The following is a 13,669-nucleotide window of genomic DNA, read 5'->3' as shown; positions in this document are numbered from 1 at the left end:
CTCGCACGAGCCCGGCTCGACCGTAATCCCCTCCGCCGTGAACGCGACGCAGGCTTCGAACCGGGAATTGTTGGCGGCGGGGCTCGTCGATCGGATTCAGGTCACCGTCTTTCCCGTTGTGAGCGGGCAGACGGGCAGTGCACCGGTGTTTGCTGGCGCACCGGACCTGGATCTGCGTCTCGTCTCTCATCAGGTCTTCGATGGCCAGATCGCGGAGTTCACCTACGAGCTGTGCCGCCGCATCTAGCTGGTTTCGCCGCGTTCGGTACCGAGGAGTTCGCTGCCGAGGGCCTCGCTGCGGCCGACCGGATCGAGGACGGCCAGGCGCTCGGCGATGTCATCACGTGTGAGAGGTATGCCGCGGATTTCCTGGTTGGAGCCGACGTAGTAGAAGCATGCGGTGATGCGCTCCGGATCGATGCCGCGGCTAGCGGCCAGGGCGTAGCGGTAGATCTGCAGCTGCAGCGATCTGACGGCGAGGGTTTGCTCATCGCGCGGCGGCCGGCCCGTCTTCCAGTCGACGATAAGGATGCCGTCGCTCGTGTCGAAGGCCGCATCGATCTTGCAGTGGATCTGGATCGACCTGCCGCCCACGGGCAGCGTGAGCGCCATCGCCTCCTCAACGATGATGGGCTGCATGGCGGCGAAGCGGGAGGCGAGGAACGTCTCGCGCCAGGCAGCTAGTTGTGGCGGGGCGGGTTCGGTGGCGGCGTCGAGATCGAGCGCGAGCTCGCTCTCGCCCGTGTAGTAGTCCTGCACCCAGCGGTGGAACTCGGTGCCGAGGCGCGCCACCGTGCTCGGCGGCGTAGGCAGGGGCCGGCGCAGATAGGTGAGGTAGCCCGCGGCGTCATCACTCACCTCACCGACCTGGGTGGCAGAGAGCCGCCCCGGTGCCTCGATGAGGATCTCGGGCGCGCTGCGGCGGGCCGCGAGATCGGCAAGGAGGAGATCGGCTTCCGCAATAAGGCGAGCACTGGCCGGTGACGGTGCGGGCGCATCCGCGCGCTGCGGCGCGGCGCGCACGGCCGCTGCGGCGCGCTGCAGATGAGGCCGGCGATGGAGGGCGACGTCGGTGGCGGGGTAGCTTGGCGCGTCGGTGTCGTCGGTCAACTCGCGGCTCTCGTCCGGCTCGTCCTCTGGCTCTTCCGCAACAATCTGAAGCTCGAGCTCACCGTAGCGTCCGCTCAGGCGGTTCAATGTTCCAAAGCCCGTGTCGGTGGAGCCGGCCGTCCACCACGCGGCGCCGGGAAGGGCGCGCGTCGCGGTGCATACCGTGAGCCACTCGGAGACGATGGCTCCGGGGTTATCCCCGTCGTCGGAGGACGCAAGCAGGGGGTGGTCGGCCGGCAGCGCTTCGCGCAAGAAGCGCGAGGGGTATTTCTTTGCGGTGCCGCCATGCCGCCAGGAGCTGGTGAGCGTTAGCGTGTGCTTGGCGCGGGTGAAGGCAACATAGGCGAGGCGGCGTTCTTCTTGCAGTTGGTAGGCGCCGGCGGCCTTCTTGAATCCGCCCAGGCGTTTGCTGCCTTCCTCGGCAAGGAAAGCTCCCATCGGGGTGTCATCACTCTGTGCGGGAGTGACGGAGTTGACCTCGCCCGTGAACTCGGGCAGCGAGTCGTGATCCTTGCGAAGCCGCCACGGTAGCGCCGCGGCATCGGTGAGCCAGGACCTGCCGTTGACGTCATATTGGCCATTCTTGGCCTGGTGGGAGGGAAAGGTGCCTTCGGCGAGCCCCGCGACGATTACGTGGTCGAATTCGAGTCCCTTGGCGGCGTGCATCGTCATGAGTTGGACGGCGAGGTGCTCCGTGCCTTCGCTTTGCGCGGCGTCCTCGACGATGACCTCGGCTTCCTGGTCGAGCCCTCGTTCCTCGGCGTCGGCCACCCGTAGCCAGGACAGGAAGGCGGCGAGTGTGGAGTCCTCCGGTAAGACGGCCACGAAGGAGCGAGCCACCTGGCGGAAGCGATCGAGATTGCGCCGGGCAGAAAGGCCGGGCGCACCGGGGCGGGCAAGGAGGTCAATATCGAGGCGAAGGGCCCGCTCGGCCGTGGCGACGAGGTCTTCCAGGTGCGAGCCGGTGGCGCCGCGGACAGTTCGGATGGCCTCCCCCAGCTCGAAGAGGCGGGCACGGGCGGTCTCGGAGAGCCGATGGCCCTCGGGCGTCGTGAAGGACTCCGGTGGTAGCGAGTTCAGCACCTCGACAAGAGTGGTGGCGAGCGGGCGCTGATCCGCACCGCCGGCAGCGATTGCCCGCTGTTTCTCCCGTTCATCGAGTTCATGTGCCCAGCTCGATAGGACGTGAATGTCGGCGGTGCCGAGACGTGCTCGGGTGAGCAGGCGCCCGGCGGCTTCGCCGCGGGAGGCGTCGGCGGCAACGTCGAGCAGTGCCCGCAGGTCCGCGACTTCGGGCGTGGACAGCAGGCCCGAGAGGCCCACGACCTCGTGCGGGATATCGGCTTCGGCGAGTGCCATGGCAACGGTACCCAGGTGGCGGCGGGTGCGGCAGAGCACGGCGATCGTCTCGCCTTTGCCGGGCTGCCACAGGGCGTTGACGGTGCGCACGATCTGCTCGCCTTCGCTGCCGATATCCGGGGCGAGGCTGACGGCTATTTGGCCATCGTCGGCGTGGTCGGCGGCCGCGAGGGATGGGACGGTGACCTCTCCCGTGGAGAGTTGCAGCGGGATAGCGACGTGGTTTGCCAGGGAGAGAATCTCGCGGTCGTTTCGAAACGAGGTGTTCAGCGGCAGCGTCGTCACCGGCGGGGTGGTGGAAAACCGCTGCTGGAAATCTGCGAGGGCCTGGGCGCTTGCGCCGCGCCAGCCGTAGATCGCTTGGTTCGGGTCCCCCACCGCCGTGATGGGGTGATCGGGGCCGAACAGGCGCAGCAGGAACTCAAGCTGCGGCACGGAGGTGTCTTGGAATTCGTCGAGGAGCACAAGCCGGTAGCGCTCGCGCATGATGCGTTGGACGTCGGGAATCTCGGCGACAGCTGCGGCGATGGCGGTTTGGTCCGCGAACTCGATGACGCCGAGATCCTTCTTGCGTTTGTCGTATTCCGCGACGAAATCGATCAGTAGGAGCCGTTTGGCCTGATCGCGCAGGAATGTGGCGCCGCATGTCTCGAGGCTCTGGGCGCGTTTGAGGAGCTCGCGCACTTCGTCGGGCAGGCGGCGTTGCACAGCGTGGTCGAGCTCGGTGTGGATCTTGGCCGCCTGCTTCTTGGGTGCGAAGAGTTCCGCGCAGGCGTGGGCATAGCTCACGAGGCCTGTGCGGGCCTGCTCGGGCGTCATGAGGTTGTCCCGAATCTGGGCGGCGAGCGACCGTGCGTTACCGGCGATGGATTCGACAGACTTATCGAACAGGGAATAATCGCCGCCGGCGGCCTCGACGATGTCGATCATGATCTGGGAGGCGTGGCCGTCGGTGATGAGTTGGGCGTCGGGGTTTTCTCCGAGCCGCAACGAAAAATCTCGCGCGACAGCACCCGCGAAGGAGTTGTAGGTGGCGATCTCGGGCTGCTCAATCAGGGTGGCGTGCTCGAGTTTTGCGAGTAGGCCACGCACGTTGCGCGACAGTTGGCTCGTCGCCTTGCGAGTGAAGGTGAGGCCGAGGACCTGATCGGCGCGTACCGCCCCCTCGTGGACGAGATGGGCGACGCGCATCGCCATCGTCGTGGTTTTTCCCGAGCCGGCACCGGCCACGACGAGCAGGGGTGCGAGCGGGTAGTCGATGACGCGTTCCTGCTCGGGCGTCGGGGCGAACTTTTGGCCAAGTTGACGGGCGAGCGCGGCTACGGAGCCAGGTTTGGAGATGCGGTCAGACAACGCGGGTTCCTTCCACCTGCGCGGGGCAGGATCGTTTGACCGGGCAGCGGGAACAGCCCTCGTTGACGAAAGCTTTCTTCTCCCCGCGCGCGATGAAGCCGCGCGCGGCAGTGAGCAGGGCGTCGATATCGATAGCCGTGTCCTTCAGCGGCGGCTGGAAGCGCTCGGTGGGTTTCCCCCTAGTGAGGTCGCGGGGGTAGACGAGCACTGCCGTGGCAACGTCGCGGCCTGTTTGCTGGTAGCCGTGCTGGTAGAGCGCGAGCTGTGGGTTCACGGCCGCGGCTTTCTTAACCAGCGGGGATCTCGAGGTTTTGAAGTCGACGATGCGATCGCCGGTCTCGCTTAGCTCGATGCGGTCGATACGCCCGGAGATGCGCAGGCCGTGCTCGGTGATGCGGAACGGGAATTCGGTAAGCGCTTCGCCGCGGTGCTCATCGAGGTAACGGGCCAGGTTATCGGTCATGTAGTCCACGGTCTGTTTCAGAGCCCGCACGAGCCAGCCGCTACGGCGCGGCAGTGGGAGTTCGGAAAAGAGTTCATCGAGGCGCGTGTGCATCGCGGCTGTGAGTTCTCCCAGTGGCAGCTCGCTCGTGGCGAATTCCTCCGCAAGCGCGTGGATGAGGGTGCCAACGTGCAGGTGAAGGCCGGGCTCGTCAGTGGCGCGACAGGACTCCAAAAAGTGCTTGAGCGGGCACGTGAGTAAGGATTCTAGGCCCGACGGGCCGAGGTATCCCTCGCTCGATTCCGGCAAGATGTCGGCATCCGATGTGGGCTGCCACAGTCCAGGCCAGCTCGCCGGATCTGCGCCCGGTACCCCGAGCTCTGCAAGTTCAGCGAGCCGAGCAGCAAGTGCGGGCAGGTCAGTAGCAGGGGTCGCCGGGTTTTCTAGCGCGGCGCGCAGCGCGGCGACGGCTCCCCGGGCCGAGAGTTGGCGGCGGGCGTAGGAATACGTCGGCTGGGGGTCGATGATCGGCACGAGGATGGAGGGCAGGGTTTCGCCGTCATCGACGCTCGTCACGATGAGGTGTTCGGTGGCGCAGGCGCAGGCCGCCAAGAACATCCTCATTTCGCCGGCGACGGTTTCACGCCGAGCCGCGGCATAGGTTTCAGAGGTTTCCTGACCGAGGTTGGCGCCAGGTTCACTGCGGCCAGCAAACACGTCGACGAGGGCCTGCCAGCGTACCGTCGTGTCGCGAATCCGGGTATCGGGCCAGGCGCCGTCGTAGACGCCGGGAACGATGACGACCGGCCAGTGCCTCCCGGCGGCCTGACCGACGGTCATGACGGCGACGCCGTCGTAGACCTGGCCGTGATCGGCCAGGGTGTCCGAGGCGATGTCCTGGCGTTCGAGATCGTCGAGGAAGACCGTCGCACTTGCGCCCACGTTGCGTTCGGCATGGGTACTGGCCATATCGAATAGCGCCATGAGGGCATCGAGGTTGTGGTCGGCTGTTGCTGCCTCGCTCCCGCCGCTGAGGGCCTGCTCCCGCCAGGTTTCGGCGAGTCCGGCCGCATGCCAGGCCTTCCACAGCACGCTCTGGGCGGGCTGGCCCTCGCGAGCGGCCGGCACCGCGGCGGTGATCATGGCTGCGGCCCGTGCCGGTCCCCTGCGGATATCCTCGGGTAGCACTTCGGCTGCGACAGGCATGAGGCAGGCTTCGATGAAGCGCAGTTTGGTGCGCAGTTGGGCACTTCCTGCCAGTGGCCGCTCGGCGGGGTCGCCCTCGGTGCCAACGAAGCGAGTCAGCCGCCGGATATCGACGGGATCGGTTCCGATGAGCGGGGAGGCCAAGAGGTCCCGGGTACGCGCGTAGAGCGCATCGACCTCGTCGAGATATTCCTCCGATTCGAGCATCCGGACATCGCTCGCGCCGCCGCGCAGCCCCGGCCGAATGACGTCGCTCACGATCCGGTCATAGTCGATCGCGATACGGGTGGCGGCGATCAGCGGTCGGACGGCTGGCTCATCGGTCAAAAGGACTTCCGGAGAGGAGCGTCGTACGGGGATGCCGGCGTGGCGCAGGGCGCGAGAGAACCTGCCGACATCGGCACTGGACCGGGTGATGACCGCGATGTCGCGAAAAGCAATGCGTGCAGCTGCCTCGATCGGTGCGTCGTAACCACCCAGCTTGTCGACGTTTCCCGTGAGGTTGAAGGCGCGAACAAGGTTGGCGACGTGGTGTTCCTCTTGGGCAAGGGTAGGAAGGATGTGCGCGAGCGGTGCCGAGCCGTCAGCCGTCGTCGGCTGTAGATGGCGCTGCGCGGTCAGCCCAGCCGTTGGCAATCGGCTGGCGAGATCGGACAGGATGTCGAGCCGCGGCTTGGGATGAATGAAAGATGTTTCGAACGCGATGGCAGGCGCATAGCGGGCGATCGCCTCGGGCTGCGCACCGCGGAAGGTCTCGACCGATTGATCGGGGTTCGCCACGAGAGCGATGCGGACACCGCGGGACGCGAGCGCATCAATAAGCGAGAATCCGGCGTGGGTGAGTTCGTGAGCGTCATCCACGATGACGAGGTCCGGCAGGTGCTCACTACCCGCTGGCCAGCGTGCTACGTCTCCTGCCGCAGCGGCCACGAGGGCGGAGACATCGAGCCGCTCGCTTTGATCCTCCGCTCCTGCGGCAAGGGCTTGGATCTGCTCGTAGCGGGTGAAGAACTCGGCGACGATCCGCCAGGCCGGAACCTCGTAGCGCTCGGCAAGCTCGGCGATGTCCTCTGGACCGCGGTCGTACTCCTGGGCGCGCATGATGGCATCGCGAAGTTCGTGTCGAAAGCGATCAACCTCAATTGCTTCGGCCGGCAACCCGGCCTGCGTAAGCGCCTGGAAAATCACGGCGTTATCTGCGGACTCAGGTCCCGCATCAATGACGTGCCCAATGAGCTCAGCAAGGACGGCATCGGCGTCCGCGCCCGTCACCATCCGGGGAGCGGGCCGCACCTCTCCAGTGATCCCCTCTTCGGCCGAGGCGGCAAGCAGCGCATAGGCAAGTGAGGACGCGGTGTAGGCCGTCCGCATCGGCGTCTGTTCGCCCAGCCGCGCGCGGAGCTCGGCGTGCAGCGCGTCGGCCGCGAGCCGGCCACGACCAAGAACGATGACGCGGGAGCCTGCCGCAAGTTCGACGTGTGCTTTGGCAATGACCGCAGCCGTCTTACCCGTGCCGGGGCCACCCACGGCGAGCGTGATGGGCTGCCGGCTCGAGACGAAACTCGCTTGCGCGTCCGTGAGCTTTTCAGCTGTTAGCGCAGCGTAGTGAGGCGGGTTGTCGATGATTCGGACGGTTGTCGCGGTCATGCCTCCATCTCACCAGATACCACCGACACGTGGGCGGCGGGCCGTGGCTAGACTGGGAATCAGTTCGTTGTTTCCCTATCGATATCGAGGTTTTTTACCATGGACGTCACATTTGGCATGACCCACGTGCAGCGCGAGATCACGGTCGATGTGGACAAGCCGCACAACGAGATCACGGCACTGGTCGATAAGGCTCTCGCCGACGGCGCCCCCATCAAGCTGGAAGATAACCGCGGTCGTACTCTCGTGATTCCCGCGGAGCGTCTGGCCTACGCCATCATCGGCACCGGCGAACAGCGCCGCGTCGGGTTCTCGCTCTAAAAGATGACCGCTGCGCTAGGCCGCGAGCCCTAGCGCAGACATTCGCTCTGAGTGCGCTCGGGTCAGCTCTGACATGGCGGCCGGTACATCCCCATCGACGAGGCCGGGCGTGGAATCGACGAGGTGCCGCACGACCGCCAGCGTTTCGCCCATGACACGCCTGCCCCACAGGGATAGCCGCGCGGTGAGTTGCTGGTCAGCCTGCAGTGCTTCCCGCAGCGCCTGCAAAACGTAGTGCACGTGGTCTTTCGATGCCAGGTGCTGGCGAATTCGGGCGTCCACCTCGGACTCGCTTGAGGCAACTCCCGCCAAAAAGTCCTGCACGAGATTGAACGACACGTAGGTTTTCACCAACCGCTCATACCAATCTTGCGGTCGGGTACGGCGATGGAAATCTGCGATTGCCGCTTCTGCGCGCCGCGTGTGCTCGGATTCGGTGGAGAACTCGAAACCCTCCAGCGTGTCGACTTCGCGCGCCGCGAGCTTGGCAAGGATGAGGCGATCGCGCGTTGCCGGGGCGTGCGCGGAGTCATCGGAGAGCTGGTGGAAGGCCGTCAGGAGTGCGGTACCGATGAGGTCGGTGCGGATCGTGGACGACGAGGGGGCTTGGCTAGACACTCCTTAAGCTTACGTGTCAGGTGTGCCACGGTGTCCGGCTTTTGTCCGTGAGGACTAGTACAGTAGGGACCGTTCGAGGCTGACCGGTCGTTGGAACCTTTTCGAACTACCTCCGCTGAATCGGAGTGCCCACACTCGTTGGGCTGTTGACATTGTGCGATCGGCTGCCGTTCTACCGCCGATCCCAAGGATTGATATGACCGAGCCAACTGGCATTGTCCAGGTGGGCGAGATTCCCGTGGAATACTCCTCCCCTGCCGACTCCGTTTCTGTTAAGTTCTCCGATTTCGACCTGAAAGAGGAGATCATCGAGGCCCTTGCCGACCAGGGCATCGAAACTCCCTTCCCCATCCAGGCGCTGACCCTGCCGGTCGCCCTGGACGGCCACGACATCATCGGCCAGGCCAAGACCGGTACGGGTAAGACCCTCGGCTTTGGTCTCCCGTTGCTCAACCGCCTCGATCTATCCAAGGTCGGGGAGAAGGCTGATCCGCAAGCACTCGTCATCGTGCCGACTCGCGAGCTGGCAGTCCAGGTGGCGCGAGACCTAGAAAACGCCGGCGCTAAACTCGGTGCCCGCGTCGTCCAGATTTATGGCGGGCGCGCTTTTGAACCACAGATCGACGCGCTCAAGCGCGGGTGTGAGGTTGTGGTGGGCACCCCCGGCCGGATGCTCGACCTGTTGAACCGCAAGGTGCTGAATCTGAAGCAGGCACGCACGGTCGTCCTGGATGAGGCCGACGAGATGCTCGACCTGGGATTCCTGCCCGATGTCGAAGCGCTGCTCGCCGCCACCCCGGGTGGGCGCCACACGATGCTGTTCTCGGCCACGATGCCCGGCGCAGTCATCGCCATGGCTCGCCGCTACATGTCGCGACCGACCCACATTCGCGCCCAGGATCCGCGCGATGAGTCAGCGACCGTCCGCGCCGTGACGCAGGCCGTCTACCGGGCTCACGCGATGAACAAGGTCGAGATGCTCTCGCGCATTCTGCAGGCTGAGGGTCGCGGTCTGACCATTGTCTTCACGCGCACGAAGCGCACCGCCGCGAAGGTGGCTGACGAACTCACGGATCGCGGTTTCGCTGCGGCCCCCCTTCACGGTGATCTGGGCCAGGGTGCACGTGAGCAAGCGCTTCGCGCGTTCCGTTCCGGCAAGGTCGATGTCCTGGTCGCAACCGACGTCGCCGCTCGCGGAATTGACGTCGACGATGTCACCCACGTCGTGAACTACCAGTGCCCCGAGGACGAGAAAATCTATCTCCACCGCATTGGCCGCACTGGCCGCGCCGGCAAGGCGGGCACGGCGGTTTCCTTCGTGGACTGGGACGATACCCACCGCTGGATGCTCATCGATAAGGCGCTCGGATTCAACGCGGGCAACCCGATCGAGACCTACCACACCTCCGAACACCTCTACACCGACCTCAATATTCCAACCGACGTCACCGGCGTGCTGCCGCGCTCCGAGCGCACCCGCGCAGGCCTGGAGGCTGAGAAGCTGGAAGACCTCGGGGAAACCGGCAAGCGCACGCCGCGTGGCGGCTCGCGTCAGCGAGGCCGTGGCGGCAATTCTCGCAACCAGTCCAGCTCGCGCGGTGGCGAGTCCCGGCGCTCGGGTCAGCCGCGTCGGCGGCGCCGCACGCGCGGTGGAAAGCCGACCGAGAGCAACGACTAACTAGTTCGTCTCTTGCCCCCGGCACGGATCAAAGGGTTCGATGCCGGGGGCGAGCCGCGTCCATTCGGCGGCGGTGATGCCTCACCTCTATCGGCGCACACCACTCGGCGAACTTCCCCAGGTTCACGCTGCCACGGCCACATCCGCGGGCTCATGCCCGTGGGGATAATTTCCGTGCCAGCTGCGGTCACGCCGATAGCACGAAAGCCCAGTGGCACCGACAGGGTCGGGTCGCTCGTGAGCTCTCCCGCCGGCCACACCAGGAGGCGGGATTCTGAATCGACGGCATAGAGCCAGCCGTCCTCGCTTGCCGAGACGTCCTGGATCGAGGTCGCGGCGCGGTAGCGGACCTCGGGTTCGGTCGAAACACTGCCGCCTGTCACCCGAAATCCGCGTAATTCGCCGCCGTTTTCTGCGACCCACAGCAGGTGTTGCGAGGGCGAGTACTTCACGACGCTCGGCGCGGCATCGCACTCGATCGACGCGATGCGTACCACCGATGTGCCGTCCCAGCGCCAGATGGCAACATTCCCCTGCTCGGTTGCCGTAGCGAACGTCGGGGTGTCATCGATAAAGCTGGCGACGTGATGCCAGCCGTCCAGCGTCGCCACTTCCCGCCAGGAAAGCCCGTCGCGACGAGCGATGACGACATCCGATTTACGCGTCCGGTTCGCGAGGAGGAACTCACCCGACGCGGAAACCTCCAGCAGGCTCGGCTGGTCCTGCGTCAGTTTGCTCACGACCGCTTGCCCCGCGCTCTCGTTTTCGAGCGGCCAGGTCAGGACCTCGCCGCTCTGGCTGGCCCCGACGACGAACTCCGCGCTGGCCGGCATTGCTCCGGCGGTTGCGGGCGCGAGCCCGTCAGGCAGCTGCAGGCTCGCCACCGGGTGCAGCCCGGAACTGGAGACCTTGAAGAGTCGGGGCAACTCGCGTCGCGGCAGGAGCATCGCCCAGCCGGGTGTTGCGGGGCCAGCAAACACGATCTGCTGGTCATCGAGCAAGGGGCTGATCTCTTCTGGCCACCACCGCACGGCCCCGTCGAGCGCGCCGCTGAGCACTCGACCGGCAGCCATTGCCACGCTCGTCACCGGTTCGGGATGGTGCAGGTGCGCGAGCTGGGTTCCGGCCGCATCGAAGACCGCGACGCTGCCGTCGGAGGAGCCAGCGACGACTTGATCGTTGTCGTAGGTCACTGCGTTGACGTAGGAGCCGAAGCCCGTGAGCGGTTCCATCTCTTGCGTCTTACCGCCAAGGTCGAAGCGCCGCACCGTGCCGTTGGAGGTGCCGAGCGCCAGCTGGCTGCCGTCGTCGCTGAGCGCAGCCGAAAGCGCGGTACCCGCCTCGACCTCGATGCGTTGCGGGTCGCCGTCCCGCTCGATGTGGACATCGCCCGCTCCGTAAACGAGCGTCCTGCCAGCTGCCGCGAGAACGTAGACGGGTGCATCGACGCCCGTGTCGTAGGCCGCAAGCTCACGCGGAGTAGCCGGATCCGAGATATCGATCCGCGCGACCGTTCCATCGAGCAGCCCAAATGCGAGCAGGTCCTCGGTCAGCACCGCGCTATAGGCGACGCTCTCGGCACCGAACTCCCCGAGCCGCTGGGGCTCGGACGTGATGTCCCACAGGGATGCGGTGCGCTGCCCGCCGACCGCGGCCAGGATCCGGCCGCCGAGCTCGCGCACCTGGAGCGCAAAGAGTTGACCGTCGCTAACGGTCACGGTCTCGCGCGCCGCAAGCTCGCCATCGCGCGCGATCGTCAGCTGGCCATCGCCGCGCGCCGTCACGATTACGCCCCCATCGGCGGTGGCGGCCACCATCGTCGTCCCGGAGGATCCGAGCTGGCGAGTCGGCATCGGTTCGACGAACGTCCGGATGACGGCGGAGCGGGATTCCAACGTATCGGCGAGCTCGTGCCCGGCGACGGCAAACTGCGCGGCGAGATTCCGGTCGGTCTCCAGCAGGTCGGTCGCCACGAGCGCGAGCTGGCGCGATTGCGCCTCGCGACTGGCCGCTTCGGCACCGATGGAGGCCTGCTGCGCCCACACGGCCGCAAGGGTCGTCGCAATCGCGAGCAGTGCGGCGATCGCCGTCGTCGCCCACGCGGTGCGCGAGCTGCGGCGCAGTCGGCGGTTTGTCGAGCGTTCGGCATCGAGCTGGGCGCGCCCGCGCTTGACCGAGGCGGCAACGAAGTCCATCTCGTCGCGGGTGAGGACCCCGCCGAGCGCGGCGTCCTTCTCGAGCCGCTCCTGCCAGGCAAGTCCCATGACGGGCACGAGCATCTCCGGATCGCGCTCGGCCGTGACCCAGACGCTCGTTGCCGCGCGCAACTGCTGCAAATACCGCAGCCACATGCTCTCGTCTTCCACCCACTCGCGCAGCCGCAGCCAGTGCCGAATGAGCGATTCATGGCTGATCATCAGCCGCCCATCGCCGATGTGCAGCAGCCGCGCCGACACGAGCAGATCAACAACATCGCGCAGCGCCTCGGGCACGTCATCGATCGGCACGGAGCGCCGGCTCAGTTGCTCACCGGAGATCTCAAGGAGGGACAAAAAGATGTGTTTGACGTTCGTTTGTCGAGCCTCATCGAGACCGCTATACAGGTCCTCTGCGATCGCGTTCAACCCGCCGCCCAGGCCCCCGATCGCGAGGTAATCCGCGACGCGCAGGATGCCATCATCGCAGCGGTCCCACGTGGCGAGGAGCGCATTCGATAGCAGCGGCAGGATGCCATGCGAGGTGCGGTGAAACTGCGCAATGTCCTCGACGAGCACGTCCCGCAGCGCGGGCTCGACCCGGTATCCGGCGCGCTCGGTCGGTCGCAACGCGATCTCCAGGCATTCGGCGATCGTTGGTTCACCGACGATTACGGGTGAGCGCAGCGCTGCCGCAAAGCGCGGTTCGGCCACGACGATATCGAAGGCGTCCGCACGTACTGCAAGGACCGGAACGACGCCGGCCGGCAGATTCAACACCCAGTCAAAGAGACGCTCGGCTCCCGCCCGATCCCCGCGCACGATCTGGTCTTCGAGTTGGTCGATGACGACGACCGCCGGGGCAGGCGGCAACTCGGCGGTGAGATCATCGACGTAGCGGCGCACCCCCTGATAGCCCGCGAGCGCCCCATCCTCGGCGAGGGCAGTTCCTAAGAGCCCAGCCCCCAGGAGGGAGGATTTACCGGACCCCGATGCGCCGACCACGATGACGGGCTCGCCCGGCCCCGCCTCTCGGATGCGGCGCGCCAACAGCTCGATGAGGTCATCGCGGCCGACGAAGTCGGCGGCATCAGTTGCCTCGTACGGTCGTAGCCCCACGAAAGGCGCAGGCTTAGCGACGAATGCGTCGCCCGAGATCCGCGCGAGCGCCGACAGCCACTCCTCGGCCTGGTCACCGTGGGCCAGGTCGAGGGCGGCCAGGACCGCGACGAATTGGTCACGTAACTGCGGAGTGGGCAGGTGGCGGCCGGTGAGCCAGCCATGCACGGTCGACGGCGGAAGCTCGACTGCGTCGGCAAGTCGTCGCACGCTGTATCCCGAGCGAGCACGTGCCTCTCGTAGCAGCGAGATAAGCGTGTCGCGGGAATGAAAAGGGAGATCGGCTGGGCCCGTACCCGAATCAGGCGATCTCTCCGTCACGTTCGTCATCCTAGTCACTGTGGAGGCCTGCCTCCCAAGAGCGGGTATTCGCGGCCGGGGCGGGAACTCCCGATTTGGCTAAACCACCCCGCCCCGGCCGACACCTGCCGGCCTACCGCCCTCCCTTTTTTCCCCGCGCGTGACCTCAATGTGTTCACGGTCGCTCGGGGCCCAGGGCGGTGAGCCAGCGCCCTGCCACGCACGAATCAGTGCAAGGCAGGACTGGCAGCCCCCTACGATCAGTATCGGCGTATGACTGGCCTCAATCCCGCGCAAAAGTCCCCCGCCGTACACTCCGGA

Annotated in this window: 7 protein-coding genes; 3 read left to right on the top strand and 4 right to left on the bottom strand. The window is 66.1% G+C overall.

Annotated features, from left to right (window positions below):
• Window positions 1-37: 37 nt before the first annotated feature.
• The gene (locus BLU67_RS05325; RefSeq protein WP_222842387.1) at window positions 38-247 is read left to right on the top strand and encodes a dihydrofolate reductase family protein; all 210 of its coding nucleotides are present in this window, start codon (window positions 38-40) and stop codon (window positions 245-247) included.
• Here the strand turns inward: BLU67_RS05325 and BLU67_RS05320 are convergent.
• Window positions 244-3,822: an ATP-dependent DNA helicase gene (locus BLU67_RS05320; protein WP_092563231.1), complete on the bottom strand. Its 3,579-nt coding sequence runs from the start codon at window positions 3,820-3,822 to the stop codon at window positions 244-246. The genes BLU67_RS05325 and BLU67_RS05320 overlap by 4 nt on opposite strands.
• Window positions 3,815-7,117, bottom strand: coding sequence for a PD-(D/E)XK nuclease family protein (locus BLU67_RS05315; protein ID WP_092563228.1), 3,303 nt, complete (start codon window positions 7,115-7,117; stop codon window positions 3,815-3,817). Before BLU67_RS05315 ends, BLU67_RS05320 begins: the two co-directional genes overlap by 8 nt.
• A 99-nt stretch (window positions 7,118-7,216) precedes the next feature.
• Here BLU67_RS05315 and BLU67_RS05310 point away from each other — a divergent pair, with 99 nt between their 5' ends.
• Window positions 7,217-7,438 (top strand): DUF3107 domain-containing protein, encoded by a 222-nt coding sequence (locus tag BLU67_RS05310; protein WP_092563225.1) that lies wholly within the window; start codon window positions 7,217-7,219, stop codon window positions 7,436-7,438.
• Between the two features lie 15 nt (window positions 7,439-7,453).
• Here BLU67_RS05310 and BLU67_RS05305 read toward each other — a convergent pair whose 3' ends face one another.
• Window positions 7,454-8,056 carry a ferritin-like fold-containing protein gene (locus tag BLU67_RS05305; protein WP_092563222.1) on the bottom strand — a complete coding sequence of 201 codons (603 nt, stop codon included), beginning with the start codon at window positions 8,054-8,056 and terminating at the stop codon, window positions 7,454-7,456.
• 196 nt (window positions 8,057-8,252) lie between these two features.
• Here BLU67_RS05305 and BLU67_RS05300 point away from each other — a divergent pair, with 196 nt between their 5' ends.
• Window positions 8,253-9,734, top strand: a complete 1,482-nt coding sequence (locus BLU67_RS05300; protein WP_092563219.1) for a DEAD/DEAH box helicase — start codon at window positions 8,253-8,255, stop codon at window positions 9,732-9,734.
• On the opposite strand, the gene BLU67_RS05295 is transcribed toward BLU67_RS05300, so the two are convergent.
• Window positions 9,731-13,378, bottom strand: coding sequence for an nSTAND1 domain-containing NTPase (locus tag BLU67_RS05295; protein WP_143027343.1), 3,648 nt, complete (start codon window positions 13,376-13,378; stop codon window positions 9,731-9,733). The two genes, BLU67_RS05300 and BLU67_RS05295, sit on opposite strands and share 4 nt — an antisense overlap.
• Between the last annotated feature and the right edge of the window lie 291 nt (window positions 13,379-13,669).

Source organism: Bowdeniella nasicola, from assembly GCF_900107735.1.
Taxonomy (GTDB): domain Bacteria; phylum Actinomycetota; class Actinomycetes; order Actinomycetales; family Actinomycetaceae; genus Bowdeniella; species Bowdeniella massiliensis.
The sequence above is the reverse complement of the archived record's forward strand: the minus strand, read 5'-3'. Positions and strand labels throughout refer to the sequence as shown.